The organism is Bradyrhizobium sp. WBAH42, assembly GCF_024585265.1.
Lineage (GTDB): Bacteria > Pseudomonadota > Alphaproteobacteria > Rhizobiales > Xanthobacteraceae > Bradyrhizobium.
Window position 1 is genome coordinate 5,078,200 of the sequence record NZ_CP036533.1, and the last position, 23,838, is coordinate 5,102,037.

The 23,838-nt window shown below is 64.6% G+C and carries 26 protein-coding genes, 1 tRNA gene and 1 pseudogene; 14 read left to right on the top strand and 14 right to left on the bottom strand.

The window, feature by feature from the left end; all coding sequences use genetic code 11:
• Positions 1–9: 9 nt before the first annotated feature.
• Complete coding sequence (locus DCG74_RS23775) at positions 10–1,182, bottom strand: OpgC domain-containing protein (protein ID WP_172789566.1); 1,173 nt, start codon at positions 1,180–1,182, stop codon at positions 10–12.
• 249 nt (positions 1,183–1,431) lie between these two features.
• On the opposite strand from DCG74_RS23775, the gene DCG74_RS23780 reads away from it, so the two are divergent.
• Both DCG74_RS23780 and DCG74_RS23785 read left to right on the top strand, forming a co-directional pair.
• Positions 1,432–1,737, top strand: coding sequence for an ETC complex I subunit (locus tag DCG74_RS23780; RefSeq protein ID WP_172789567.1), 306 nt, complete (start codon positions 1,432–1,434; stop codon positions 1,735–1,737).
• A 276-nt stretch (positions 1,738–2,013) separates the two neighbouring features.
• Positions 2,014–2,508, top strand: coding sequence for an Lrp/AsnC family transcriptional regulator (locus tag DCG74_RS23785; protein WP_172789574.1), 495 nt, complete (start codon positions 2,014–2,016; stop codon positions 2,506–2,508).
• Positions 2,509–2,553: 45 nt separating this feature from the next.
• Here DCG74_RS23785 and DCG74_RS23790 read toward each other — a convergent pair whose 3' ends face one another.
• The gene (locus DCG74_RS23790) at positions 2,554–3,582 is read right to left on the bottom strand and encodes an AraC family transcriptional regulator (RefSeq protein WP_172789568.1); all 1,029 of its coding nucleotides are present in this window, start codon (positions 3,580–3,582) and stop codon (positions 2,554–2,556) included.
• Positions 3,583–3,693: 111 nt separating this feature from the next.
• Here DCG74_RS23790 and DCG74_RS23795 point away from each other — a divergent pair, with 111 nt between their 5' ends.
• The 4 genes from DCG74_RS23795 to DCG74_RS23810 are packed head-to-tail and all read left to right on the top strand — an operon-like array spanning position 3,694 to position 9,416.
• The gene (locus DCG74_RS23795; RefSeq protein WP_172789569.1) at positions 3,694–4,866 is read left to right on the top strand and encodes an isovaleryl-CoA dehydrogenase; all 1,173 of its coding nucleotides are present in this window, start codon (positions 3,694–3,696) and stop codon (positions 4,864–4,866) included.
• A gap of 24 nt (positions 4,867–4,890) precedes the next feature.
• Positions 4,891–6,495 (top strand): carboxyl transferase domain-containing protein, encoded by a 1,605-nt coding sequence (locus DCG74_RS23800; protein WP_172789570.1) that lies wholly within the window; start codon positions 4,891–4,893, stop codon positions 6,493–6,495.
• 4 nt (positions 6,496–6,499) lie between these two features.
• On the top strand, positions 6,500–8,503 hold the full coding sequence (locus DCG74_RS23805) for an acetyl/propionyl/methylcrotonyl-CoA carboxylase subunit alpha (RefSeq protein ID WP_172789571.1): 2,004 nt from the start codon (positions 6,500–6,502) through the stop codon (positions 8,501–8,503).
• Between the two features lies 1 nt (position 8,504).
• Positions 8,505–9,416 carry a hydroxymethylglutaryl-CoA lyase gene (locus DCG74_RS23810; protein ID WP_172789572.1) on the top strand — a complete coding sequence of 304 codons (912 nt, stop codon included), beginning with the start codon at positions 8,505–8,507 and terminating at the stop codon, positions 9,414–9,416.
• 206 nt (positions 9,417–9,622) lie between these two features.
• On the opposite strand, the gene DCG74_RS23815 is transcribed toward DCG74_RS23810, so the two are convergent.
• The 4 genes from DCG74_RS23815 to DCG74_RS23830 form a co-directional block, all read right to left on the bottom strand.
• The gene (locus tag DCG74_RS23815) at positions 9,623–10,549 is read right to left on the bottom strand and encodes a dihydrodipicolinate synthase family protein (protein WP_175421761.1); all 927 of its coding nucleotides are present in this window, start codon (positions 10,547–10,549) and stop codon (positions 9,623–9,625) included.
• 73 nt (positions 10,550–10,622) lie between these two features.
• Complete coding sequence (locus tag DCG74_RS23820) at positions 10,623–11,606, bottom strand: TRAP transporter substrate-binding protein (protein WP_172789732.1); 984 nt, start codon at positions 11,604–11,606, stop codon at positions 10,623–10,625.
• 23 nt (positions 11,607–11,629) lie between these two features.
• The gene (locus DCG74_RS23825) at positions 11,630–12,895 is read right to left on the bottom strand and encodes a TRAP transporter large permease (RefSeq protein ID WP_172789733.1); all 1,266 of its coding nucleotides are present in this window, start codon (positions 12,893–12,895) and stop codon (positions 11,630–11,632) included.
• Positions 12,895–13,518 (bottom strand): TRAP transporter small permease, encoded by a 624-nt coding sequence (locus DCG74_RS23830; RefSeq protein ID WP_373569494.1) that lies wholly within the window; start codon positions 13,516–13,518, stop codon positions 12,895–12,897. The genes DCG74_RS23825 and DCG74_RS23830 overlap by 1 nt, the downstream gene beginning before the upstream one ends.
• 216 nt (positions 13,519–13,734) lie before the next feature.
• Here DCG74_RS23830 and DCG74_RS23835 point away from each other — a divergent pair, with 216 nt between their 5' ends.
• Both DCG74_RS23835 and DCG74_RS23840 read left to right on the top strand, forming a co-directional pair.
• Positions 13,735–14,418 (top strand): GntR family transcriptional regulator, encoded by a 684-nt coding sequence (locus DCG74_RS23835; RefSeq protein WP_172789734.1) that lies wholly within the window; start codon positions 13,735–13,737, stop codon positions 14,416–14,418.
• 157 nt (positions 14,419–14,575) lie between these two features.
• Positions 14,576–14,719: pseudogene (locus tag DCG74_RS23840) on the top strand (IS5/IS1182 family transposase); the annotation flags it as partial.
• 135 nt (positions 14,720–14,854) lie between these two features.
• Here DCG74_RS23840 and DCG74_RS23845 read toward each other — a convergent pair.
• From DCG74_RS23845 to dctP, 3 genes are read right to left on the bottom strand one after another with little or no spacing between them, the layout of a single operon-like run.
• A complete protein-coding gene (locus tag DCG74_RS23845) occupies positions 14,855–16,213 on the bottom strand; it encodes a TRAP transporter large permease (RefSeq protein ID WP_172789122.1) in 1,359 nt (452 codons plus the stop codon).
• Complete coding sequence (locus tag DCG74_RS23850) at positions 16,210–16,764, bottom strand: TRAP transporter small permease (RefSeq protein ID WP_172789121.1); 555 nt, start codon at positions 16,762–16,764, stop codon at positions 16,210–16,212. Before DCG74_RS23850 ends, DCG74_RS23845 begins: the two co-directional genes overlap by 4 nt.
• A complete protein-coding gene (gene dctP / locus DCG74_RS23855) occupies positions 16,761–17,783 on the bottom strand; it encodes a TRAP transporter substrate-binding protein DctP (RefSeq protein WP_172789120.1) in 1,023 nt (340 codons plus the stop codon). The genes DCG74_RS23850 and dctP overlap by 4 nt, the downstream gene beginning before the upstream one ends.
• 332 nt (positions 17,784–18,115) lie before the next feature.
• Between dctP and DCG74_RS23860 the strand changes: the two genes are divergently transcribed.
• Positions 18,116–18,361: a pentapeptide MXKDX repeat protein gene (locus tag DCG74_RS23860; protein WP_036027965.1), complete on the top strand. Its 246-nt coding sequence runs from the start codon at positions 18,116–18,118 to the stop codon at positions 18,359–18,361.
• A gap of 125 nt (positions 18,362–18,486) precedes the next feature.
• Here DCG74_RS23860 and DCG74_RS23865 read toward each other — a convergent pair whose 3' ends face one another.
• On the bottom strand, positions 18,487–18,834 hold the full coding sequence (locus tag DCG74_RS23865; protein WP_172789119.1) for a DUF6481 family protein: 348 nt from the start codon (positions 18,832–18,834) through the stop codon (positions 18,487–18,489).
• Positions 18,835–19,099: 265 nt separating this feature from the next.
• On the opposite strand from DCG74_RS23865, the gene DCG74_RS23870 reads away from it, so the two are divergent.
• From DCG74_RS23870 to DCG74_RS23880, 3 genes are all read left to right on the top strand, one after another.
• Entirely contained in the window at positions 19,100–19,336 is a 237-nt protein-coding gene (locus DCG74_RS23870; protein WP_172789118.1) for a hypothetical protein, read from the top strand.
• A gap of 76 nt (positions 19,337–19,412) precedes the next feature.
• Positions 19,413–19,649 (top strand): hypothetical protein, encoded by a 237-nt coding sequence (locus DCG74_RS23875; protein WP_172789117.1) that lies wholly within the window; start codon positions 19,413–19,415, stop codon positions 19,647–19,649.
• A 174-nt stretch (positions 19,650–19,823) separates the two neighbouring features.
• Positions 19,824–20,582: a hypothetical protein gene (locus tag DCG74_RS23880; protein ID WP_172789116.1), complete on the top strand. Its 759-nt coding sequence runs from the start codon at positions 19,824–19,826 to the stop codon at positions 20,580–20,582.
• A gap of 293 nt (positions 20,583–20,875) precedes the next feature.
• Here the strand turns inward: DCG74_RS23880 and DCG74_RS23885 are convergent, their stop codons facing one another.
• A complete protein-coding gene (locus tag DCG74_RS23885; protein ID WP_172789115.1) occupies positions 20,876–21,037 on the bottom strand; it encodes a hypothetical protein in 162 nt (53 codons plus the stop codon).
• Positions 21,038–21,202: 165 nt separating this feature from the next.
• Here DCG74_RS23885 and DCG74_RS23890 point away from each other — a divergent pair, with 165 nt between their 5' ends.
• On the top strand, positions 21,203–21,388 hold the full coding sequence (locus DCG74_RS23890) for a hypothetical protein (RefSeq protein ID WP_172789114.1): 186 nt from the start codon (positions 21,203–21,205) through the stop codon (positions 21,386–21,388).
• A gap of 288 nt (positions 21,389–21,676) precedes the next feature.
• Here DCG74_RS23890 and DCG74_RS23895 read toward each other — a convergent pair whose 3' ends face one another.
• Entirely contained in the window at positions 21,677–21,904 is a 228-nt protein-coding gene (locus DCG74_RS23895) for a DUF2171 domain-containing protein (protein ID WP_025036201.1), read from the bottom strand.
• 114 nt (positions 21,905–22,018) lie between these two features.
• Between DCG74_RS23895 and DCG74_RS23900 the strand changes: the two genes are divergently transcribed.
• Positions 22,019–23,404, top strand: a complete 1,386-nt coding sequence (locus DCG74_RS23900; RefSeq protein WP_246709026.1) for a hypothetical protein — start codon at positions 22,019–22,021, stop codon at positions 23,402–23,404.
• On the opposite strand, the gene DCG74_RS23905 is transcribed toward DCG74_RS23900, so the two are convergent.
• Together DCG74_RS23905 and DCG74_RS23910 are read right to left on the bottom strand one after the other, a co-directional pair.
• Positions 23,334–23,576 carry a hypothetical protein gene (locus tag DCG74_RS23905; protein WP_172789113.1) on the bottom strand — a complete coding sequence of 81 codons (243 nt, stop codon included), beginning with the start codon at positions 23,574–23,576 and terminating at the stop codon, positions 23,334–23,336. The genes DCG74_RS23900 and DCG74_RS23905 overlap by 71 nt on opposite strands.
• Before the next feature lie 118 nt (positions 23,577–23,694).
• A tRNA-Arg gene (locus tag DCG74_RS23910) sits at positions 23,695–23,771 on the bottom strand.
• Between the last annotated feature and the right edge of the window lie 67 nt (positions 23,772–23,838).

Genomic DNA, 23,838 nt, shown 5'->3' on the forward strand with positions numbered 1-23,838 from the left:
CCGCCTCTCTCAGGCCGCCTTCGCTTCGGCAGCCGGCTTAGCCGGCGGCGGCTTCAGCGGCTTGTCCTGCTTCTTCGACCACGAGATGTAATAGGCCACGGTCGTCATGATCGCGATGCCGGCGACACTGACGAAGATCTGCGCGAGCAGCGAGCCCGAGCTCATCGACAGCTCGAAATGACCGACGAAGGACAGGAACACGCCGACGCAGAACACGGCGAGCGACTGCTGGCCGCAGACGATCAAGGGGTCGAACACCTTCCACTCCAGCCCCGGCCACTCCTTCGGCACGAAGCGGATCACCAGGATCACGATCACCACGAAATGGAGGAAGCGGTACGGCGCGAGGTTGGTCTTGTCATTGGGGTTGAAGGCCGAGAACAGCCATTCCGGGAACATGCCGCCGAAGGTGGGGAAACGGCCGGCCATGGTCATGACCAGCGCGAACAGGAGATAACCGAGGCAGACCCACAGCGTAACAGGCGAATTGATCAGCGCGATCGAGCGGCGCGCGCCGCCCATGGAGCACCAGGCGCCGAACACGAACAGCACCTGCCAGCAATACGGATTGAAGTACCACTGGCCGGCCGGATAGGCGGTGAGATTCCAGCCGAAATGGCGCGCGGCGAGCCACAGCACGATCGACAGGATCATCGTCAAATCGGGCTTGCGCAGCATGAACCACAGCACCGGCGGGAACAGGCCCATCAGCACGATGTAGAGCGGCAGCACGTCTAGGTTGAGCGGCTTGAAGCGCAGGAACAGGCCCTGGCGCAGCGTCTCGGTGGCGTTGTCGACGAGGCCGGCGACATTGAACTCGTTGATCATCTCGGAATCGCCGAAGCGCAGCGCGAGATAGCTGATCGAGGCAATGTAGATCACGAACAGGATGATGTGGGCGACATAGAGCTGCCAGACCCGCTTGGTCAGCCGCGTCGCGCCGACGATGAAGCCGCGGTCCAGCATCATCCGTGCATAGACGAAGGAGGCGGTGTAGCCGGAGATGAACACGAACAGGTCGGCCGCGTCGGAAAAGCCGTAGTTACGGGTCGTGATCCAGTTCACGACGTTGTCGGGGATGTGGTCGAGAAAGATCGCCCAGTTCGCGACACCGCGAAACAGGTCGAGCCTGAGGTCACGGCCCTTTTCGGGCAGCGTGGCGTTGATGTTCAGGAAGGCCATGCGACAGAAGCTCTCGAAGAGGACGGATCTGCTGGTATCGACGAGACGGCGTCGGGCGGGATCCCGGCGCGGAAAGCGGGTACGCAATTGTCACGGTGCAGCATAGTGACTATACCGTTGGCGAGGGTGCCGGGGCCGGAATCACGATCAGTTCCCAACCGGTTTCTCTATACTATCCCCGAGATTTCCACCAACTGCCACCGTGACGCATCGAAATCGAACGAAAAGACGAAGAGGCCCGGACCAGTCATGACCGCACGCATTTTCAAGCCTGCCAAGAACGCGATGCAATCCGGCCGGTCCAAGACCAAGGAATGGCAGCTCGACTACGAGCCGGAGCAGCCGCGGTCGGTCGAGCCGCTGATGGGCTGGACTTCGTCGGCCGACATGAAGCAGCAAATTACGCTGCGCTTCCACAGCAAGGAAGAGGCGATCGCCTATTGCGAGCGCAAGGGCATCGCCTATCAGGTGATCGAGCCCAAGGAGTCGATCCGCCGGCCGGTTGCCTATGCCGACAATTTCTCGTTCCGCCGCGGCGAGCCCTGGACGCATTGAGGGGCCATTCTCATCCGAAGCATCCAAAGTGCCGTCATGCCCGGGCTTGTCCCGCCTGCGCGGCCGAAGCTGCTTCGGCGAGGCGAAGGCCCGGGCATCCACGTTTTTGTAGATGAAGAACGTGGATGGCAGGGACGAGCCCGGCCATGACGAAGGGAGCGGCTGGTCGCCCGAGCCCAAGAACCCTTGCCCAAGAACCCTTGCCCAAGAACCCTTGGCAGCCATTTCCCGCCGTGCTTCGCTGGCCGCCATGACACGACCATGGCGGGGCGGGGTATGGCGGGGCGTGACCAGCTCGACGGCGTCGATCTGAAAATCCTATCCGAGCTGCAGCAGGACGGGCGGGTTCGCAACAACGAGCTGGCACTGCGGGTCGGTGTGTCCGCGCCGAACTGCCTGCGGCGGCTGAAGTCGCTGTTCAGCCGCGGCGTGATCCGGGCAGTGCGCGCCGTGATCGACGAGCGGCTGCTCGGCTACGAGGTGGTGTCGTTCGTCTCGATCCAGCTCGGCAGCCAGGCCCAGCCGGTGCTGGAGGCGTTCGAGAGCTCGATCGCCGCGATCCCGCGCATCCAGCAATGCTGGCGGATTTCCGGCGATACTGACTATCTCCTCAAATGCGTGGCGCCGAGTGTCGAGAGCATGCGCCAACAGCTCCTGCATTTCGCCGCGATGCCAAACGTCAAGAACGTCCGCAGCTTCCCCGTGCTCGGGGTTGCCAAGGACGTGCCGCTGCCTTTGCAGGAGGTCGCGGTGGCGGAGGCGGCTGGGTAGGGCTTCTAATATACCACCATCAAATCTGAAGTTCAGAGGCGCGTCTCAGCGATACCGCCCACGAAACTCGCGCGGGCTGGCACCGGTCCAGGTGCGGAAAGCGCGCGAGAAGCTCTTCTCGTTGCGGAATCCGGCGATCTCCGCGATGCGCTTGATCGGCGTGCGGCCGCGCATCAGCTCCTGTTTGGCGAGCTCGAATTTCGCCTCCTCCTTGAGATCGCGCAGCGAGGTGGACTCCTCGCGCAGGCGGCGATGCATCGTGCGGGTGGAGAGCGCAAGCTCGCTGGCGACGTCCTCGGCCCCGAGGACGCGTCCGCGCGCATTGCGCAGCACGCGGCGGACGCGCTCGACCAGCAGGCGGTCGCGTCGGTAGGGCAGCACGGTGAGCCGGAGCGCGCCCTTGAGCATGTTGTCGAGATCGGCCGCGCTGCGCGTCAGCGGCAGCGACAGATAGTGCTTATCGAAGACGATGCGGGCATGGGCCGCGTCGAAGCGGACGTTTCGGCAAAAGATGGTCGGATAGACCGAGACGTGGCCCGGCTCCGGGTGGGGAAATTCGGCTGCGCGGAGCGCGATCCTGGAATCCACCGCCCAGCAGGAGAAGCCGAGCACGTAGCGGAGCAGGGTGACCAGGCAGAATTCGCGCAAAGCCCCGAGGTCACGCTGCTCCCGGATCGCTACGACCGCAGTCTCCTCGCCGATTTCGAGATCGAGCAGCACGTCCTCGGTGAGCAGGCGGTGATGCCGGCACCAGCGCTTGAGCGCGACCTCCAGCGTCGGCGCGGAGATCGAGGCGCGGCACAGCATGCCGTAGGAGCCCCACGGCAGCCGGCGCGAGAACCAGCCGAGCGCCTCGTCATCGAGCTCGCGCATGGCGTGGCCGGCGAGGGCCTCGAACTGGGCGGCGGTGACCCGCCCATCCGGAGAATTGACCAAGTCCGGCGCAACCTGACCCCGGCTCAACGCCTCCGCGGGATCGCGGCCGTAACGCTCGTAGGCTGCGACCACGCCGCGGACGAAGGCGGCAGGGGTGACGGCGCGACGCGGGATCGCGGTTGCGGCTTGAAAAGGCATCGGAATTCCCTCCGGAAAATCCTCGCCAAGTTTGGCGGAAAATGCAACCTTTTCGACCGGAGAAGGTCCCGGACCTCGCTAGGTTCGGACCCAAATTACGGAGGAATCGCCTTGAACATCCCGAGCATCGATTTCGATCTGGGCGAAGATATCGGCCTGCTGCGCGACACGCTCCGCGCCTTCGTGGAGGCGGAGATCACGCCGCGCGCGGCCGAGATCGAGAAGGCCAACCTGTTCCCGGCAGACCTGTGGAGGCGCCTTGGCGACCTCGGCCTGCTCGGCATGACCGCGCCGGAGCAATATGGCGGCTCCAACATGGGCTATCTCGCCCATATCGTCGCCATGGAGGAAATCTCGCGCGGCTCGGCGGCCGTGGGGCTGTCCTACGGCGCCCATTCCAACCTCTGCGTCAACCAGATCCGCCGCAACGGCAATGACGCGCAGCGGCAGCGCTATCTGCCGAAGCTGATCTCAGGCGAATATGTCGGTGCGCTCGCGATGTCCGAGCCGGGCGCCGGCTCCGACGTCGTCTCGATGAAGCTGCGCGCCGACAAGCGCGGCGACCGCTACGTGCTCAACGGCTCCAAGATGTGGATCACCAATGGCGGCGATGCCGACGTGCTGGTGGTCTATGCCAAGACCGATCCGGAGGCGGGCGCGCGCGGCATGACCGCCTTCCTCATCGAGAAAGGCTTCAAGGGCTTCACCCACGGCCAGCATCTCGACAAGCTCGGCATGCGCGGCTCCAACACCTATCCGCTGTTCTTCGACGATTGCGAGGTGCCGGAGGAGAATGTGATGGGCAAGGTGGGCGAGGGCGTCAAGGTGCTGATGTCCGGCCTCGACTATGAGCGCGCGGTGCTCTCGGGCGGCCCGCTCGGCATCATGGCGGCCTGCATGGACGCGGTGGTGCCCTACATGCACGAGCGCAAGCAGTTCGGTCAGCCGATCGGCGATTTCCAGCTGATGCAGGGCAAGCTCGCCGACATGTACGCGACCTGGCAGGCCACGCGCGCCTATGTCTATGCGGTGGGACGCGCCTGCGACCGCGCCGACCATGCGCGCAGCTTACGCAAGGACGCTGCTGCTGCGATCCTCTATTCGGCAGAGAAGGCAACGTGGATGGCTGGCGAGGCGATCCAGGCTCTGGGCGGGGTCGGCTATACCTCCGAATTCCCGGTCGGGCGCCTGTGGCGCGACGCAAAACTCTACGAGATCGGCGCCGGCACCTCCGAAGTTCGGCGCATGCTGATCGGCCGCGAGCTGATGGCCGAGACGGCTTAAGTCCTTCACTCCATTGGAATCACCATGCCGCTTCATTCCAGCATCGATCCGTCTTCATCAGATTTCGCGCGCAATTCCGAGGCCATGCGCGGCCTCGTCGCCGACTTGCGCGAAAAGCTTGCCCAAGTCGCCGGCGGCGGCGGCGAGGCCTCGCGCCAGCGCCATACCGCGCGCGGCAAGATGCTGGCGCGTGAGCGCGTCGACCTGTTGGTCGATCCCGGCACCTCGTTCCTGGAGCTGTCGCCGCTCGCGGCCTATGGCCTCTATGGCGGCGACGTGCATTCGGCCAGTGTCGTCACCGGGGTCGGCCGCATCTCGGGGCGTGAATGCGTGATCGTCGCCAACGACGCCACCATCAAAGGCGGCACCTACTACCCGATGACGGTGAAGAAGCATCTGCGCGCGCAGGACATCGCGCGGCAGAACAATCTGCCCTGCGTCTACATGGTGGATTCCGGCGGCGCCTTCCTGCCGCTGCAGGACGAGATCTTTCCGGACGAGCGGCATTTCGGCCGGATCTTCTACAATCAGGCGCAGATGTCGTCGCAGGGCATTCCGCAGATCGCGATCGTGATGGGCTCCTGCACCGCCGGCGGCGCCTATGTGCCGGCAATGTCGGACGAGAGCATCATCGTGCGCAACCAAGGCACCATCTTCCTCGGCGGCCCGCCGCTGGTGAAGGCCGCGACCGGCGAGGTCGTCAGCGCGGAAGAACTTGGCGGCGCCGATGTGCATTCGCGGCAATCCGGCGTGACCGATCACTACGCCCAGAACGATGCGCATGCGATCGGCATCGCCCGGCGTATCGTCGGCACGCTCAAGCCTTCCGCGCGGCCGAACCTCAACATGCATGAGCCACGCGATCCGCTGTTCGCGGCAGAGGAAATTTACGGCGTGGTGCCCGTTGACGGCCGCAAGCCGTTCGACGTGCGCGACATCATCGCGCGTGTCGTCGACGGTTCGGAGTTCGACGAGTTCAAGAAGCTCTATGGCACGACGCTGGTGTGCGGCTTCGCCCATATCTGGGGCTATCCGGTCGGCATCATCGCCAACAACGGCATTTTGTTCAGCGAGAGCTCGCTGAAGGGCGCGCATTTCATCGAGCTGTGCTGCCAGCGCGGCATTCCCCTTGTTTTCTTACAGAACATCACCGGCTTCATGGTCGGCAAGAAATACGAGGCGGGCGGCATCGCCCGCGACGGCGCCAAGCTGGTGACGGCGGTCGCGACGGCGTCGGTGCCGAAATTTACGGTCGTGATCGGCGGCTCCTATGGCGCCGGCAATTACGGCATGTGCGGCCGCGCCTATTCGCCGCGCTTCCTTTGGATGTGGCCGAACGCGCGCATCTCGGTGATGGGCGGCGAGCAGGCTTCGATGGTGCTGAGCCAGGTCCGCCGCGACAATATCGAGGCCAAGGGCGACAGCTGGTCGAAGGAGGAGGAAGATAAATTCCGCGAGCCCATTCGCGCGCAATATGAGAGCCAGGGCCACCCATATTACGCAACCGCACGGCTGTGGGACGACGGCGTGATCGACCCCGCCGACACGCGCCTCGTGCTCGGCCTCGGCCTCTCGGCGGCGTCGAATGCGCCGATCGAGCCGACCAAATTCGGCCTGTTCAGGATGTGATGCGATGGACCGCTCAAAGCTCTACCGGCGTTTTCGCACGCTCCTGATCGCCAACCGCGGCGAGATCGCCTGCCGCGTCATCCGCACCGCGCGGGCCATGGGCCTGCGCACGGTCGCGGTCTATTCCGAAGCCGATCGCGATGCGATGCACGTCGCGCTCGCGGACGAGGCCGTGTTGCTCGGGCCCGCCCGGGCCCGCGACAGCTATCTCAATGTCGAGCGGCTGATCGAGGCCGCGCGCAAGACCGGCGCCGAGGCCGTGCATCCCGGCTATGGCTTCCTGTCGGAAAATGCCGAGTTTGCACGAGCCTGCTTGGACGCCGGGTTGGTGTTCGTCGGCCCGACCGCCGGGATGATGACGGCGATGGGCTCAAAATCCGGCTCGAAAGAGCTGATGGAGCAGGCCGGCGTGCCGCTGGTGCCCGGCTATCACGGCGATGCGCAGGACGACGCGACGCTTGGGAAGGCGGCCGACAAGATCGGCTTTCCCGTGCTGGTGAAGGCCTCCGCCGGCGGCGGCGGCCGCGGAATGCGCATCGTGCGCTCGGCTGATGAGCTTGCATCCGCGATCGTCAGCGCCAAGCGCGAGGCCAAGGCCGCATTCGGCGATGACCGCATGTTGATCGAGAAATACGTCGACAATCCCAGGCATATCGAGGTCCAGATCATCGGCGACAGCCATGGCAATCTGCTCTCGTTGTTCGAGCGCGAATGCACGCTGCAGCGCCGGCACCAGAAGGTGATCGAGGAAGCACCATCGCCAACGCTCAATGCCGCGCAGCGCGAGACAGTTTGTGCTGCCGCGCGAAAGGCAGCGGGCGCCGTGAACTATGTCGGTGCCGGCACCATCGAGTTCGTCTCCGACGGCAAGGACGTGTTCTTCATCGAGATGAACACGCGCCTGCAGGTCGAGCATCCCGTAACGGAGCTGATCACCGGGATCGACCTCGTCGAATGGCAGCTGCGCGTCGCCTTCGGCGAGGCGCTGCCTCTGAAGCAGGACGAGATCAAGCTCAACGGCCATGCCATCGAGGCGCGCGTCTACGCCGAGAACCCGACCAAGAACTTCATGCCGTCGGTCGGCAGAATCTCGACCTGGCGCATGCCGGCGGAAACCGGCGGCCTGCGCATCGATGCCGGCTATCGCGAGGGCGATAGCGTCTCGCCCTACTACGATGCGATGCTGGCAAAATCGATTGCATGGGCGCCCACGCGGGACGTTGCGATCGACCGCCTGAACCGCGGCCTGGAGGAGTCCGATGTCCGCGGCATCGTCACCAACATCCCGTTCCTGTCCGCGCTGATCACCCACCCGAAGGTGCGCGCGAACGCGATCGACACCGGCTTCATCGAGCGCGAGCTGGCGGTACTGACGTCGGCGGCGCCGGCGCCTGGAGAGCTCGAGCTCTGCGCCGCAGTCGGTGCAATCGTCAACGAGGAGCGGCAGACGGCGCAGGCGGAAGCGAATTCGCCCTGGCAGACCTTTGGCTGGCAGCCGGTCGGCCGCCGCCAGCGCAGCTTTGCCTTCCGCGTCGGCCATGGTCCGGAGCAGAAGATCACGCTGAACTACGGCAGCGGGCCGGCGACGCTGGTGATCGGCGAGCGCGAGCTGGCGTTCACGATCGCGGCCAAGGACGGCGGATTCGATCTCACGCTTGACGGCGTCAAATCATCGGTTGCGGCTGTGATCGACGGCCATGAACTGTACCTGCGCACCCGCAACGGCCGCTTCGACCTGCACTGGGTCGATCCATTCGGCGGCGAGAGCGAGGAGCATGTCGGCGAGGACAAGATCGCAGCGCCGCTGCCGGGAACCGTCGTCGCCGTGCTGGCCGAGGAGGGTGCCAAGCTGGAGAAGGGTGCGCCGATCCTCACGCTCGAAGTGATGAAGATGGAGCAGACGCTGCGCGCGCCCTATGCCGGTGTGCTGAAATCCATCAAGTGCAAGGTCGGGGACATCGTGCAGGAGGGCGTCGAGCTCGCCGTGGTCGAGCCTGCAGGAGAGTGACATGAGCGACCAGGTCCGCATCATTGAAATGGGGCCGCGCGACGGCCTCCAGAACGAGAAGACGCCTGTCAGCGTCGAAGCGCGCATCGCGTTCGTCGAGGCGCTGGTCGCGGCCGGGCTACATACGGTCGAGGTCGGCGCCTTCGTCTCGCCCAAGGCCATCCCGCAGATGGCAAGCTCGGACGCCGTGCTGCGCGGCGTCGCGCATGTGAAGGACGCCGAATTCCACGTGCTGGTACCGAACGAGAAGGGCTATGACGCCGCGCGCGCTGCGGGCGCCAAAGTGGTCTCCGTGTTCGCGGCGGCCTCCGAAGGATTTTCGCGGGCGAACATCAACTGCACGGTTGCGGAGTCCATCGAGCGCTTCAAGCCGGTGCTGGCGCGCGCCAGGGACGATGGCGTCAAGGTGCGCGGCTATATCTCCTGCGTGCTCGGCTGTCCGTTCGATGGCGAGATCAAGCCGAAGGCGGTGGCCGATCTTGCGAGCACGCTGTGGGAGCTCGGATGCTATGAGATCTCGCTCGGCGACACCATCGGCGTCGGCACGCCTGATAGGGCGAAGGACATGTTACGCGCGGTCAGCGCCAACATCCCGCCAGCAAAACTCGCGATGCATTTCCACGACACCTATGGTCAGGCGCTCGCCAATCTCTATGCCGGCCTGGAGGAGGGCGTTCGCGTCATCGACGCCGCCGCCGGTGGGCTCGGCGGCTGTCCCTATGCGCCGGGCGCGACCGGCAATGTCGCGACCGAGGATGTCGTCTACATGCTCGAGGGCATGGGTATCAGGACCGGCGTCGATATGGACAAGCTGCTCGTGGCGACGAACGCGATGAGCGTCGTGCTGGGCAAGCCGCCCGTGAGCCGCGTGGCCTCCGCGCTGAACGCGAAGAAGAAGCGGGTGGTCTCCTAGTTCTCCGTCATTGCGAGCGAAGCGAAGCAATCCAGAGTCTTTCCGTTGAGGCGGTCTGGATTGCTTCGTCGCTTCGCTCCTCGCGATGACAAGTGAGAGAGCCTTCGTAGGGTGGGCAAAGGCGCGAAGCGCCGTGCCCACCATCTTTCACAATCGTTGGCGGAAGGTGGGCACGCTTCGCTTTGCCCACCCTACGAGACCTGCCGTTAGGCCGCCTTCAGCCCGACATCCGGCAGACGCGGCCGGTTCTTGAGCGCCTTGGCCATCATGGCCTCGACCTCGGCCTTCTCGTGCGGCAGCAGTGCGAGGCGGGGCGGGCGGGTCAGGGCGGTGCCGCGGCCCATGATGTGCTCGCACAGCTTGATGCACTGGACGAGGTCCGGGCGGGCATCGAGATGCAATAGCGGCATGAACCATTCGTAGAGCGGCATCGCTTCGGCCAAGCGTCCGGCCTTGGCGAGGCGGAACAGCGTTTCGCCTTCGCGCGGGAAGGCGTTGGACATGCCGGAGACCCAGCCGACGGCACCCATGGCGACGCTCTCGACGATGACGTCGTCGAGACCTGCGAACAGCACGAAGCGGTCACCGACCATGTTCCTGGTGTCGATGAATCGTCGCGTGTCGCCGGAGGAATCCTTGAAGCAGACCACGGTCTCGACGTCGGCGAGCGAGGCCAGGATGTCGGGTGTGACGTCGTTCTTGTAGATCGGCGGATTGTTGTAGAGCATCACCGGCAGGTCGGTCGCAGAGGCGACGGCGCGGAAATGCGCAGCGGTCTCGTGCGGCTTGGAGGAATAGACCAGCGCCGGCATCACCATGACGCCGTCGATGCCGATGCGTGCGGCTTCCCTCGCCGTCTCCACCGCAAAGGCGGTGGTGAACTCGGCGATGCCGCACAGCACGGGCACGCGGCCCTTCGCGACCGCCTTCGCGGTCTCCATGATCGCGACCTTCTCCTTGCGCTCCAGCGAGGTGTTCTCGCCGACCGAGCCGCAGACGATCAGGCCGGAGACGCCGTCGCGGATCAATCCGTCCATCACCTTGGCGGTCGCGTCGATGTCGAGCGAGAGATCGTCGTGGAATTGAGTGGTGACGGCCGGGAAGACGCCTTCCCAGGCAACGCGGCGGCTCATTGTTTTGACTCCAGGTAAATATGCCGGCGGGGGGCTGGAGCCGCCGGCTTTTGTGAAAGGGATGGGAACCGGATCAGAGCGTCGCGCCGACCTTGCGCAGCTCGGCGAGGACGGGGGCCTTGGGCAGCCAGATCTTGTCGAACTCGGCGATCACGGCCTCGGTGTCCTTGGCATCGACCTGGCGGATCGGGATCGGCGCTTTCTTGAAGTTCTCGATCAGCGTGGGCTCGTTGCCGGCGAGCTCGTCGATCTGCGCGTCCAGCGTCGACTTGATCGTCTTGGTGATCAGCTCGCGGTCGGCGGCGGGCAGCGACTGCCAGACCCGGCCGGAGACCACCGCGGCCATCGGCATGAAGACGGCGTTCATTTGCAGGATCACCTTCGACACCTTGTCGAAGCGCTGGTTCCAGGAGAATTCGAGATCGGCTTCGAGGCCGTCGACCTGGCCGTTGGCCATGGCATCGAACACCTGCGGCGTCGGAATCGGCGTCGGCGCTGCGCCGAGCGATGAATAGAAATCGCGATAGACCGGCGTCGGGTTGATGCGCAGCTTCATGCCCTTGATGTCGGCCAGCGAGTTCAGGTCCTTGGAGGAGAACACCGCGCGCATGCCGGTGATGCCCCAGCCGAGCCCGATCGTGCCGGTCTCCTGCGGCAGCACCTCGAACAGCTTCACCGCCGCCGGATGCCGCACGAACTTCGCCACCGCCGGCGTCGAGCGCACGATGTAGGGCGCGTTGATCGCGGCGATGTGCGGCACGCGCGAGCCGAGCTCGGCGGCCTGGATGAAGCCCATGTCGAGCGCGCCGGATTGCAATTGCTGCATCATCGCGGTCTCGTTGCCGAGCTGGCCGGAGTGAAACACGGTCAAGGTCAGGCGGCCGTTGGTGGCAGCCTTGAGCTCGTCGCCGAATTTGAGCGCGGCCTTGTTCCAGGAATGGCCGTTCGGCGTGATCAGGCCGAGGCGGAATTCCTTGGCCTGGGCGAGCGCCAGCGACGGCGCGAACACCGAGGCGGCGGCACTGGCGGCGAGAAAGTGGCGGCGTGAAAGCGGCATGGTCGGGCTCCTTTCGGATGGGCCTATTTGACGAGGATCAGCGAGAGCGAGGGATAGAGCGAGAGCAGCACCAGGAGGACGCAGGAGATGACGAAGAAGGGCAGCGTCACCATGAACATCCTGCCGGGCTTGGCGCCGGTGACGGCGGCCGCGACGAAGAAGCAGAGCCCGACCGGCGGCGACAAAAGGCCGAGCACGAGGTTGATCACCACGACGACGCCGAACTGCCGGGGGTCGATGTGATAGATCTCGGTTGCGACCGGCAGCAGGATCGGCACCGTCATGATCAGGCCGGGAATGCCGTCGATCACCGTGCCGATCACCAGCAGGATGGCGTTGCAGATCAGCATGAAGCTGACGGGATCCTTGGCGGCGGTCTGGATCCAGGCGGCGGTCTCCTGCGGCACCTTGCCGAAGATCAGGACCCAGGAGAACACGGCGGCGGCCGCGACCAGAAACAGCACGATCGCCGAATAGATGGCGCTGCGCAGCATCATCTGCGGCAGCTGCGAGAACTCGAACTCCCTGGTCCAGAACTTTCCGACCAGCGCGGCGGCCACGGCGCCGACGGCGGCGGATTCCGTGGCGTTGGCGAGGCCGCCGAGAATGCTGCCGACGATGACGATCGGGATCAGCAGGGTCGGCGAGGTCCGCAGGATCGTCATGACGCGCTGGCGCGGCGTCTGATAGTCGGCGCGGGGATAGTTGTAGATGTAGCCCATCAGCGCGATGACGAGGCAGAACATCACGGTGAGGATGACGCCCGGCACGATGCCGGCGATCAGCATGTCGCTGACCGAGACCTGCGCCAGCACGCTGTAGACCACGAACATCACCGAGGGCGGGATGATCGGGCCGAGCATGCCGCCATAGGCGGTGAGGCCGGCCGCAAAAGTCTTGTCGTAGCCCTTCTTCTCCATCTCCGGGACCATGATCTGGGCCATGATCGCGACCTGCGCAGTCGCCGAGCCCAGGATCGAGGAGATGAACATGTTGGCGAGGATGTTGACGTAGGCGAGCCCGCCCTTGAGCGAGCCGACGAAGGCCATCGCCATGTCGACGATGCGCCGCGTGATGCCGCCGCCGTTCATGATCTCGCCGATCAGAATGAAGAGCGGGATCGCGATCAGGCCGTAGCTGTCGACGCCGCCGAACAGCTGAAGCGGATAGGACTGGAACAGCACCGGGTTGCCGGACGCCGCGATATAGACGAGCCCGGCCAGGCAGAGGCAGAGGCCGATCGGCACGCCGACCAGCATGAAGGCCATGAAAGCCGCTGAGGTGATCATCAATTGACCCCGTCGAGCTCGGAGAGCTGAAAGCCCTTCGGCGGCGTGCGCGGGACCAGTCCGAGATCTTCCAGGAGGTTGGCGAGGCCGTGCACGGTCATCGACACCGCGAAGATCGGCAGTGTCAGATACAGCACCCAGGTCGGCCAATTCAGCGTCTGGGTGCGCTCGGTGTAGAGGAAGTTGAAGGTCTCGGCCGCGAGCTTGCGCCCGTCGAAGCCGACGATCGCCAATCCGATCGGGTCCATCCAGAGCACGCAGGTGACGGTCAGGGCAACGCCGAACACGACGACCATGCCCGTCGAGATCACTTTTGCGATCTTCTGGCGCCGCGGCGACAGCCGCTCCGTCAGCATGGACACCGCAAAATCGAGCCGCAGCCGCGTCATCGCGGACGCCCCGATGAAGGTCAGCCAGACCACGCAATAAACGGCGGATTCGTCGATCCAGTAGATCGGGAAGTGCGAGTAGCGGGTGACGACGTTCACCAGGATCAGGCCGGTGAGCAGATACATCAGGCCCATCAGCGCCAGCCGCTCGCAGGCGAGCAGGGCGCTCGACATCCGGACGATCATGCGTCGGAGGCCGAGTGCGCGCGTGGCCGGCATGGTCTGCTCGATCATGAAAGAGGCCCCAACCCCCTGAAGATTTGTCGTGCGATTGACGAATGTATAATTTATACATTTTGGGAGTCAAACGGAGTTTGCGGTCGTTTCGTCGGCAGGGCGCGCTTTTGCTGGGCACTTTGGTTGTGGCGCCTTGGCTTTTGCCGGGCAGCTCGACATGCAAGACAGGGACCGCGTCGGCCGCACGAGTCGGGAAGGACAACGGACGATCAGATGAAACAGCCTCTGAAGCATCGCACCCTGTCGGCTGCGATCGTCGACCAGCTCCGCCAGGCGATCCTCGACGGCACCTATCCGGCCGGATCGCAGCTGCGCCAGGATGCGCTCGGAGAGGCCTATGGCGTCAGCCGCATTCCCGTGCGCGAGGCGTTATTCCAGCTCGAGGCGGAAGGCCTGGTGCGGATCGTTCCGCAGAAGGGCGCCATCGTATCCGAGCTGTCGCTGGACGAGATCAACGACGTTTTCGACCTGCGCCGCATCCTGGAGCCGCGATTGCTGGCGCAGTCGGCGCCGCGTTTCACGACTGAGGATTTCGACGGGCTCGATAACATCCACAAGAGTTTCGAGAAGGCGATCAAGGCGCGCAACGTCAGTGAGTGGGGCCAGCTCAACGCCGACTTCCACATGGCGCTCTACGTTCACGCGCCGCAGCCGCGCACCCGCGCGATCGTGCTGTCGCTGCTCCAGACCAGCGACCGCTACACGCGCCTGCAGCTCTCCAATACCAAGGCGATGGGCACTGCCGAGAAGGAGCACGCCCAGCTGATCGCGCTCTGCCGCGCGCAGAAGGTGGACGAGGCCTGCCGGTTTCTGGAGCGGCACATCGAGGCCGTGCGCAAGGATCTGTTGCAGGTGGTGGCGAATGCGCCGAAGGGACGGCGGAAAGAGAATTCGTAGGGTGGGCAAAGGCGCGCAGCGCCGTGCCCACCATCTCTTCGTGATCGCCGACAGGTGGTGGGCACGCTTCGCTTTGCCCACCCTACGAGACTGTGAATCTTTTGTACCGCGCGTCAGACGAATGTGATTCTCTGGGCAGACTGATCTGCTGGAGAGGATGATGGCTAACGACGGACTTTTTGGTGAATTGCCGGAGCAGTCGGCACGAACCGAAGCGGTGCCGCAAGGCGCACCTCGGCTGCGCGAGCCTGTGCGCAATCAGGTCGAATTGCGAGCGGTCGATATCGACAGCCTCAAGGGCATCGTCTCGCAAAAGCATAGATAACCAACAGCCTGACGCCGCCGGCTTCCCCCATCAAGGGGCGATACCACCCCTTGATGCCGAAGCCGAAACAAAACGAATTGGCTCACAGGCTCTACGATAGCGACCGCAGCGTCACCTGCTGCCGTCCGGCCCCATCACGAGGTCCGGCAGCCAGGTCGAGATTCCCGGCACGAAGCAGAGCAGCAGCACCGCGAGCATCATCAAGAGCACGAAGGGCAGCGTGCCCCAGATCACCTCGCGCAGGGGAATATCAGGCGCGACGTTGCGGATGACGAAGATGTTGAGGCCGACCGGCGGATGGATCAGCCCCATCTCCATCACGATGGTCATGACCACGCCGAACCAGATGATGTCGAAGTTGGCGGCGCGGAGCGGCGGCAGGATGATCGGCGCCGTCATCAGGATGATCGAGACCGGCGGCAGGAAGAAGCCGAGCACCACGACCATGACGAGGATCGCGAACAGCAGCTCCCAGCGCGGCAAATGCATTGCGACGATGGCTTCGGCCACCGATTGCGAGATGTGCAGATAGCTCATCACGTAGGAATAGAGCAGCGACATGCCGATGATCATCATCAGCATGGTCGATTCCCGGATCGTCGACTTCATGATCGGGGCGAGGTCGCTCGGCCGCCACACGCTGTAGATTGCCGCGATCAGCGCCAGCGCCAGGAGGCCGCCGAGGCCCGCGGTTTCCGACGGCGTGGCGTAGCCGCCATAGAGCGCGACCATGACACCGGTGAGCAGCAGCACGAAGGGGATCACGCGCGGCAGCACGCTGAAGCGCTCGGCGAGCGTATATTCGTCGCGGGTGAGGATCGCAGCCTCCGGCCCGCCGTTCTTGTAGACCGCTTCGGCCGCCCTGTATTCCTGGCGGAAGCGGATCACGGCATAGGCGCCGAACAGCGTGACCAGCAGCAGGCCCGGTCCGATGCCGGCGAGGAACAACCGCCCGAGCGACTTTTCGGCGGCGACCGCGAACAGGATCATGGTGATCGAGGGCGGAAGCAGGATGCCGAGTGTGCCGCCGGCGGCGATGATCCCAGCGGCGAAGCCGCCGGAGTAGCCGCGCTTGCGCATCTCGGGGATACCGGCCGAGCCGATCGCCGAGCAGGTCGCGGGCGAAGATCCCGCCATTGCCGCAAACAGCGCGCAGGCGAACACGTTGGCGACGCCGAGGCCGCCGGGCACGCGATGCAGCCAGGCGTGCAACGCCGAATAGAGATCCTGGCCCGCGCGCGACTTGCCGATCGCCGCGCCCTTCAGGATGAAGAGCGGGATCGACAGCAGCGTGATCGAGGCCATCTCCTCGTAGACGTTCTGTGTCACCGTATCGAGCGAGGCCGAGGGCATGTAGATGCCCATGAACACGACCGCGACCGCGCCGAGCGCGAACGCGATCGGCATGCCCGAGAACATCACCAGCAGCGTCGCAATGCCGTAGGCAAGGCCAATGCCGAAAACGCTCATGGCCGCTTGGCTCCGGTGAAGGGCAGCGCAAGCTGCACGAGGATCTGGAGGCAGAGCAGGCTCATCCCGAGTGCCATCAGCGAGTAGGGGATCGCGAGCGGCGGCGACCACATCGAGTTGGAGACCTGGCCGTCGACATAGGCCTCATGGGCCAGTGTCCAGGACTTCCAGGTGAAGAAGGCGCAGAACAGGAATGTGGCGGCATCGACCAGCCAGAGGCGAACCTGGTTCGCGAATGGCGACAGCAGGCCGACGAAGGCCTCGATGCCGATATGACCGCGATTCTGCTGCACATAGGCCGCCGTCATGAAGGTGGCGCCGACCAGGAGGAACACGGCGGCCTCGTCCTGCCAGTAATTGGCGGCCTTGAACAGCGCGCGGCTGAGCACGCTGTAGCTCAGGATGGTGCAGGCGGCGACCAGCGCAATCGCGGCGAACACGACGATGATGCTGTTGAGGACGGCGAGACCGCGATCGATCGCCGCCGCAGGGCCGGTCCCTGCGGCAACGCTCGCCTGGTCGTCACGATCCGGAAGCGGACCGTGGCTCATGCCGCGACGTCGATGGCGAGCTTGAGCAGGTTTGCGGCGGTCGCGGTCTTGGCGCTGTAATCCTTCCACGCGGTGTCGCGCGCGATGTCGCGCCATTTGCCGACGGTCGCGGCATCCAGAACCGAGACCTTGGCGCCGGCCTTCTCGTAGACCTTGGCGACCTCGACGTCGTCGTCCTGCGCGCCCTTGCGGCCGAAGGCTTCGAGCTCGGTGCCGACCGCGAGCAGGATGTCCTGATGGTTCTTCGGCAGCTTGTCGAAGATCGCCTTCGACATCATCAGCGGCTCGAGCATGAACCAGTAGGAGGCGCCTGCCCCTGATGTCAGCGACTTCGCGACCTCTTCGAGGCGGAACGAGATCAGGCTGGTCGAGGAGGTGATGCCGGCATCGCAGGCGCCGGTCTGCATCGCCGCGTAGATTTCGTTGGAAGGCACCGACAGCACCGAGGCGCCGGCGGTCTGCAGCACCATGTCCATCTCGCGCGAGCCGCCGCGCACCTTCAGGCCCTTGGCGTCTTCCGGCGCGACGATCGGCTTGGAGCGGCTGGCGACGCCGCCGGCCTGCCAGACCCAGGTGAGCAGGATGATGCCCTTGTCGGCGAGGAAGTCGGTCAGCGCCTTGCCGACGGGCTCCTTCTTCCAGCGCAGGCCCTGGTCGTAGGTGGTCACCAGGCCCGGCATCAGGCCGATATTGGTTTCCGGCACCTCGCCGCCGGCATAGGGCATCGGATAGAGGCTGATATCGAGCGCGCCCTTGCGCATGGCGGAGAACTGCGCGTTGGTCTTGATCAGCGAGGAGTTCGGATAGATCTCGGCGGCAATGTCGCCGTTGCTGCGCTTGGCAACTTCAGCGGCGAACATGCGGCAGAGCCGGTCGCGGAAATCGCCCTTGTCGATGGTGCCGCCCGGAAATTGATGTGAGATCTTCAGCGTGGTCGCGGCCTGCGCGGTGCCAGTGCCGAAGCGCAGAATGGCGGGTGCCGCGACGGCGGTCGCGATCAGATGTCGGCGCGTAATCATGGTGTGATCCCTTTGATCGTTTCTTTGGACTGTTCTTGTTGGTGTGATTTGGGTCGGGTCTTGTCAGACCGGCGTTCGGGCCCATCCTAGCCGGTCTTCCACCCGATATTCTCTCATCTGATAGTTCGAGACCGAATGCCCCGGCAAGTGCCGGCCGTGCTGCGCTGCACACTTGCGATCCCGGTTGTGAGCGCGAAGCACGTCGTACAGCGGCCAGCGGATGGCTCGCCAAAATTTATAGGCAGCGGCGTAACAACGCCGACTGGCGATCCGTCGATATTGAATAGCGGCGTCCGTCGCTGACAAACACCATCTCGAAGGAAAGATGAACCATGACCATTCGCACCCGCATCGTGCTCGGCGTCTCGGCTGCCGCTCTCTCGCTAGGCCTCGCGTTTGCGCCGGCCGCTTTTGCTCAGGACAAGATGGGCAAGGACGACGGCATGATGAAAAAGGACACGATGTCCAAGGACGGCATGATGAAGAAGGATACCATGTCCAAGGACGACGGCATGAAGAAGGACCACATGTCGAAGGACGGCATGAAGAAAGACGACGGGATGATGAAGAAGAACTGATCCAGGGCCGTCATCGCGCAACGCCCTTTGGCGGGTCGCGCCCTCTCGAATTCCGGCGGCGGCCTTTGAGGCCGCCTCCGGAGTGATTGTTCAGTTCAAGTTCAATTGAACGTGACCGGCGAGTCTTACTTGCGCTTCGCTTTGCGGGCGGCGTAGCGCGCATCGCGCTTGGCCTTCTGCTCGGCCTCGAGCGCAGCCAGCCTCTCGGCGGCTTCCTCGGCCTCCCGCGCGATCCGCGCAGCTTCCGCCGCCTTGGCCTCTTCCTCGAGGCGCTTCTGCTCGGCCTTTTCGGCCTCGCGCGCGGCCTTTGCCTCGGCGCGCTTGGCCGCAAGGGCCTCGCGTTCAGCGCGGCGCGCGATCACCGCCGGATCATCGGGGCCCGGCTGCGACTTGAACTTGTTCAAAAGATTTTTGCGAGCGTCCTGCGCCGCCTTTTGCCGGTCTGCAAAGCCGGGTTCCCTGAATCCACTCATCGACGAGCCTTGTCTTCCTCGCTTTCGATCCTACATCGGTGCCTGTTGGTACGTCGGCTGGGCATAGCAGGCGCCACGCGACGCAGAAGCGTGTACATCGGCGTGCGTCGCGAAGCCACCCATAATCGCAGCCGATCAGGTCAACGAAAAATCGCCCCCCGACGATCTCTCGTAGCCCGGAAAAACTGCTGAATTGTGATGTCCCTCATAAACGGGGCACACGGGCGACGCCTAGCGTCCGCCCCGTACGAGACGGAGCACGGGCATGACGATCTCAAGACCAAGCCTGAAAGCGCTGGCGATTGCCTTCGCCGTGGCAGGCGTGGCCGGCGCCGCGCTGCTGCTCGCACGTCCGCAGCCCATCGAAAGTGCGGTGCTGGGAGCGGATTGGGAATGCACCCGGACTGCATTCGTGCTCACGAGCTGCGCACCGCGCGTTCAGGAGGCAATTCCGGCGGTCGAAACCTTGCGCAAGGATGCGATCCGGCAGACCCGGGGCTGAATTGGGCCGGGTGATCGGGATGTGACGCGACGCCGCAGAGGTGGTAAAGCCAGCGCGCCAGCGTGACCAGGCGGCCATGTCGAAACCAGAGTCCAGATCCGAACCGGGCGAGGAGCCCAATTCTCGACCGAACCGTCAGCCCAAGCGTCCGTCCGGCGGCGACCGCCGCGGCGCGCTCGCAGGATTGATCATCGCGGTCGTGATCCTCGGCGTCGGCTGGTGGCTGGCCCGGGACCTGACGGCAGCCAGCAAGATGCAGGATTGCCTGATGTCCGGGCGAAGCAATTGCAACGTGATCGAGCCGGCGCGGTAGGCGCGATCCCGCACGACCCGCAGGGCTAAAAAGAGGCCCTGATCTTAATCATTTGTAACGGGACTTAGCCGATCAAGCAGGGCAGTGATTTCGGCCGGCATCAGCCCGGCGCGTGGCGATTCGTCGATCGCGCCCGGAAATCATGGCCATGGAAAGAACAGGGGGCTAGCACGCATGAGTGCGTCCAAACGCATCAAGATCATCCTTCCCGTGGTCTCCGCCATCTCGTTGCTCGCGCTGTCGGCGCAGGCCCAGGAGGCCAGGCCACCGAAAGACGCCAGCCCACCGCCGGCCGGGCCGGCCGCAGGCGCGCCGCCACAGGCCAATCCGACCATGCGCAAGGGCCCTCCACCCCAGCAGGCGACCCGCCCTGCGCAGCCCGGCGGTCAGCCCCATGCAGGTCACAATGCCGGCGGCCCGCCCCCCGGACGTCACGTTGCGCGCGGTCCTGCTCCGGCACGGGACTGGGGCGGACACAGCTATCGCGGCAATCTAGCCTGGGAGGGCGGACGCTGGCGCCACGAAGTCCGCCATGGCCGGTCCGGCTGGTGGTGGGACGTTGGCGGCGTCTGGTACTATTATCCGCAGCGCATGGCTGGCCCGCCGGCCTACATCTCAGAGGACTATATCGACGACGTGCCGGTAGCCTACGCCCCGCCTCCGGTGGCCTATGCGCCGCCACCTCCGCCGCCGCCACCGGCTGATCCCGGCGCCAGCGCGCTTGGCGGCGCGATCGTCGGCGGCCTGCTGGGTGGCCTGATCTCAGGCAATGCAACAGGGGCTGCCGCTGGCGCGGTCCTCGGCGGTGCAACGGGCGCAATCGCCGGTGCGACCGCTGCAGCCCAGCCCGGCTATTACTGGGCGCAGGGCGCCTGCTACTACCGTTATCCGAACGGCCAATATGTGCAGGCCGATCCCCGCGCCTGCTATTGAGTTTTCTATTGAGTTTTCCTGGCCGGATTGGACCATTAAGGCGGGCTCGAGCCCGCCTCATCTTCTTGCACACCGGCGGTTGCTTCGAATTGGCTCTGGCGCTCGCCGCCGCTCCACGCAAATCTCAAAGAAAAATGACGGGATGATTCGCGGGGATGTGGGACATGCTGGATGCCATCCAGATCAGCCTGGCGCTCTGGGCCATGATCGTTTGCGGCGGAATTAAACTCGCGCAGGTGCTGCCCAGCCTGATCTAAGGCAGGATCAGCGGGCAGACCGACCACGTCGGCGCGTCAGGACACGAGCCAGTTGAAGAACGCGATCGAGGCCCAGACCAGGCCGGCGATCCAGGCCACCATGACGACGCCGATGGTACCGAGATAGGCGATGCCGAGCAGGTCCGCGCGGTGTCGCTGCGTCGGCACGATGACTTCGGTTGCTGCTTTGCGTGTCATGACCGGACATCACCCATGAAGCCTTGGCAGCTTGTTTAGCGGAGATGTCGCGGACAGGCTGTGACGTGGTTCACAGATCGGTCCACGCGGCTGGCGGGGGACCCCGCAATCATACGGAACGAAATTGCCACGCGCTTGTCCAGATGGCCGGCTAGAGTCTGCCTCATGTACACCGAGTACGATCCGCAACATGAGGCCGAGGCCGCAATGAAGCGCGCCGCGGAGGCCGAGGGTGTCGACCGGCAACGGCTGATCCAGCTGGCCCTGGCATGGCACGAACTCGCCCGCGATCTGCGCGATGAGCAAGCCGGCGCCTCGCATCCGGCCGGACACAGACCGCCGGCCCGATAGCACTGACATGAGAAAAACCCCGTGCTCGGGGGACAAGCACGGGGTCCTTCAAAGCCGACCGGGGCTGGCGGGTCGGCACCACTCTGTTCGCTTATCAAACGCGCTGATCGCGCATTCGTTCCCGATCGATCCGCAGTGATGAAGGCCATCGAATTGCAGCGATCTTCCACCGCAGCAAGCCATCGTTAACGAATGCGCCGCGCCATCGAATTGCGGTTGCGATTCGTGCTTGCGAACGAAGCGGAGTCGGACCGTGAACAAACAAAAGCCCCGCGGGGGCTCAGTGTTTTACGCCGCTTCCGTCTTCGGAACGGCATCGGCATTCACCGACAGCTTGACGACGTCGCCTTCGACGGCACCGACATATTTCGTGTCGATATAGTGGTGATGGTCCTTGTGACCTTCCGGGCTGTCCTTGCGCGTCAGCTTGATGCGGTTGCCCTCAAGCCGATCGACGGTGCCGACATGTGCGCCGTCCTTGCCGATGATTTTCATGTGCTCTCTGATGTCAGCCATGCTGTCCTCCTTGCATGGATTCAACTGCGAAGGTGCCTGTTCGTTGCAGCGGGCGCGTTGGACCCGCTGGGTTTTCCAGACGTTGACGCCTGACTGGATCTGTCAAGAAGCGCAATGGAGACCATTCGAGCCTATCTGGAGCGCAAGCACGCGGAACTCAGGCTGTTGAACGGCAGCCTGAGAAACCCGCTCGACTTGGCGCCGCCGTGTTCCGTCGACGACGTCGTCCGATCCAAATTCCAGATCACTGCGGCGCTCAGGGCGGAGCACGAATTGCACGAGTGGAAGGCGACCGAGACAGCCTGGTCGCACACGGCCGATCCCGCCAGTGGGCCGTTCGAGTTCAGTTACGATTACCAGCGGGCCGATCTCACGGTACGCGGGCCGTCGTTCTACGCGCTCGACGGCGGCTGCACGAGCACGGCGATCTACACCGCCTCGGGAATGGCGGCGATCTCCGCGGTGCTGCTTGCCTCCGCGCGGATCGTTGCGAAGGCCGACATCCTGGTGCTGCCAGGCTCCTACGGCGAGTCGCTGGAGCTGATCCGAAGCTTCATCCCGCATTTGCGGATCGAGGCCTTGACGCTGCCGCTCGGCGATGCGTTGGCACGGGTGGGCTCGCCGCGGATCCTCCTGCTGGATTCCTGCTCCGTCGCCGGCGCCATCGAAGCGGTGCTGCGCCGTGACGGCTCGGGACTCGATCTCCTGATTTTCGATACGACGTGCTTCGCCGGCAGGTCTGGTCGCATCAGGCGGGTCTCGAGGTGGGCCAGGTGGCACGGAATTCCGCTGGTGCTGGTGCGAAGCCACAACAAGCTCGACTCGCTCGGAGCGGAATATGGCAGGCTCGGCTCAGCCGTCTTCGTGCACGGGCATGAGCGTTCGCCGCGGGCAGGGGATATTGAATGGACACGTCTCGCGTCCGAAACGCGCAATGCGGTGCGGCTGCTCGGCGGTGCGGCATTGCCGGCCCACTTCCCGCCCTTCGCAGGCAGCGCGGCGTACTGGGCGCTGACGAAGCGGCGCGTGGCGGCGATCTTGCGTAACGGCCGAAGCTCGGCGCGATACTTTGCCGCCGAGATCCCGGCGCTCTCGGCTCAGCTTCGCTTCACCCACGGTCTCTACGTGACCCTTCGCGGAAAGCGCGCGCTCGACGAGGCGGCCGCGCGACAGGCTGCCGAGGACATGAGCTGCGAATTGCGCCGCGAGGGCTTTCCCATCCGCCACGCCGGCAGCTTCGGGTTCGACTTCGCCGCGACCGAATGGTTTCACGACGCGATGACGGATCAGTACAGTGTCCGGGTGGCGGTCCCGGACCTACCGACGGAGGTGTGGGGCGATCTCACCGCTTCCATTGCGCGGTGGTGGCGCGGTCATCAGCCGGCAGTCGGCGCCGTGTCTGTCGACAGCCCGGCGGAGGGCGCGTCGATCAGTCGACCGCCAGGCAATATTCCAGTTGCGGCTTCTCGCGGTCGCGGCGCGCCCACTCCTGGAGGGTAAATGCAGGCTGACGTTGTCCCGTTGCGGCGCCAATGATCGAGGCCTGGGCCAGCTTGATGGGCCGCGTGACCACATTGGTGTTCACCACGCCTGCGTCGATTGCCAGATACGATATCGCAACGACCGCGACCGCAGATGCGATCGCCATTCTCGTCAGCTCGGATTGCTGCATTCAGAAACCTGTCGGGCCCGTCTCGCCCGGCGTTTACATAGTGCTGGTCGGCACCGTTCAAAGGCCGGCATATGGTTACCCACGCGTTCGTGATGGGCGCCGGCTTTGCAATCGTGAGTGGCGATCCCGGCAGGACTCGAACCTGCAACCCGCGGAGTAGAAATCCGCTACTCTATCCAGTTGAGCTACGGGACCGTCTTGAGCCGGCCGGTTGGGGCCGCCCGGATTGGGCGGCTGGCCGTTCATGTAGCATGCCAATATG

Bases quoted from the DNA above. Each gene is read 5' to 3' on its own strand.
- DCG74_RS23785 (WP_172789574.1), top strand. From the start codon at position 2,014: ATGGCGGGGCGTGACCAGCTCGACGGCGTCGATCTGAAAATCCTATCC.
- DCG74_RS23780 (WP_172789567.1), top strand. From the start codon at position 1,432: ATGACCGCACGCATTTTCAAGCCTGCCAAGAACGCGATGCAATCCGGC.
- DCG74_RS23890 (WP_172789114.1), top strand. From the start codon at position 21,203: ATGTACACCGAGTACGATCCGCAACATGAGGCCGAGGCCGCAATGAAG.
- DCG74_RS23865 (WP_172789119.1), bottom strand. From the start codon at position 18,834: ATGAGTGGATTCAGGGAACCCGGCTTTGCAGACCGGCAAAAGGCGGCG.
- DCG74_RS23790 (WP_172789568.1), bottom strand. From the start codon at position 3,582: ATGCCTTTTCAAGCCGCAACCGCGATCCCGCGTCGCGCCGTCACCCCT.
- DCG74_RS23860 (WP_036027965.1), top strand. From the start codon at position 18,116: ATGACCATTCGCACCCGCATCGTGCTCGGCGTCTCGGCTGCCGCTCTC.
- DCG74_RS23815 (WP_175421761.1), bottom strand. From the start codon at position 10,549: ATGAGCCGCCGCGTTGCCTGGGAAGGCGTCTTCCCGGCCGTCACCACT.
- DCG74_RS23875 (WP_172789117.1), top strand. From the start codon at position 19,413: ATGTCGAAACCAGAGTCCAGATCCGAACCGGGCGAGGAGCCCAATTCT.
- DCG74_RS23810 (WP_172789572.1), top strand. From the start codon at position 8,505: ATGAGCGACCAGGTCCGCATCATTGAAATGGGGCCGCGCGACGGCCTC.
- DCG74_RS23800 (WP_172789570.1), top strand. From the start codon at position 4,891: ATGCCGCTTCATTCCAGCATCGATCCGTCTTCATCAGATTTCGCGCGC.
- DCG74_RS23805 (WP_172789571.1), top strand. From the start codon at position 6,500: ATGGACCGCTCAAAGCTCTACCGGCGTTTTCGCACGCTCCTGATCGCC.
- DCG74_RS23845 (WP_172789122.1), bottom strand. From the start codon at position 16,213: ATGAGCGTTTTCGGCATTGGCCTTGCCTACGGCATTGCGACGCTGCTG.
- DCG74_RS23830 (WP_373569494.1), bottom strand. From the start codon at position 13,518: ATGATCGAGCAGACCATGCCGGCCACGCGCGCACTCGGCCTCCGACGC.
- DCG74_RS23835 (WP_172789734.1), top strand. From the start codon at position 13,735: ATGAAACAGCCTCTGAAGCATCGCACCCTGTCGGCTGCGATCGTCGAC.
- DCG74_RS23900 (WP_246709026.1), top strand. From the start codon at position 22,019: ATGGAGACCATTCGAGCCTATCTGGAGCGCAAGCACGCGGAACTCAGG.
- DCG74_RS23870 (WP_172789118.1), top strand. From the start codon at position 19,100: ATGACGATCTCAAGACCAAGCCTGAAAGCGCTGGCGATTGCCTTCGCC.
- DCG74_RS23850 (WP_172789121.1), bottom strand. From the start codon at position 16,764: ATGAGCCACGGTCCGCTTCCGGATCGTGACGACCAGGCGAGCGTTGCC.
- DCG74_RS23880 (WP_172789116.1), top strand. From the start codon at position 19,824: ATGAGTGCGTCCAAACGCATCAAGATCATCCTTCCCGTGGTCTCCGCC.
- dctP (WP_172789120.1), bottom strand. From the start codon at position 17,783: ATGATTACGCGCCGACATCTGATCGCGACCGCCGTCGCGGCACCCGCC.
- DCG74_RS23905 (WP_172789113.1), bottom strand. From the start codon at position 23,576: ATGCAGCAATCCGAGCTGACGAGAATGGCGATCGCATCTGCGGTCGCG.
- DCG74_RS23885 (WP_172789115.1), bottom strand. From the start codon at position 21,037: ATGACACGCAAAGCAGCAACCGAAGTCATCGTGCCGACGCAGCGACAC.
- DCG74_RS23775 (WP_172789566.1), bottom strand. From the start codon at position 1,182: ATGGCCTTCCTGAACATCAACGCCACGCTGCCCGAAAAGGGCCGTGAC.
- DCG74_RS23825 (WP_172789733.1), bottom strand. From the start codon at position 12,895: ATGATCACCTCAGCGGCTTTCATGGCCTTCATGCTGGTCGGCGTGCCG.
- DCG74_RS23895 (WP_025036201.1), bottom strand. From the start codon at position 21,904: ATGGCTGACATCAGAGAGCACATGAAAATCATCGGCAAGGACGGCGCA.
- DCG74_RS23820 (WP_172789732.1), bottom strand. From the start codon at position 11,606: ATGCCGCTTTCACGCCGCCACTTTCTCGCCGCCAGTGCCGCCGCCTCG.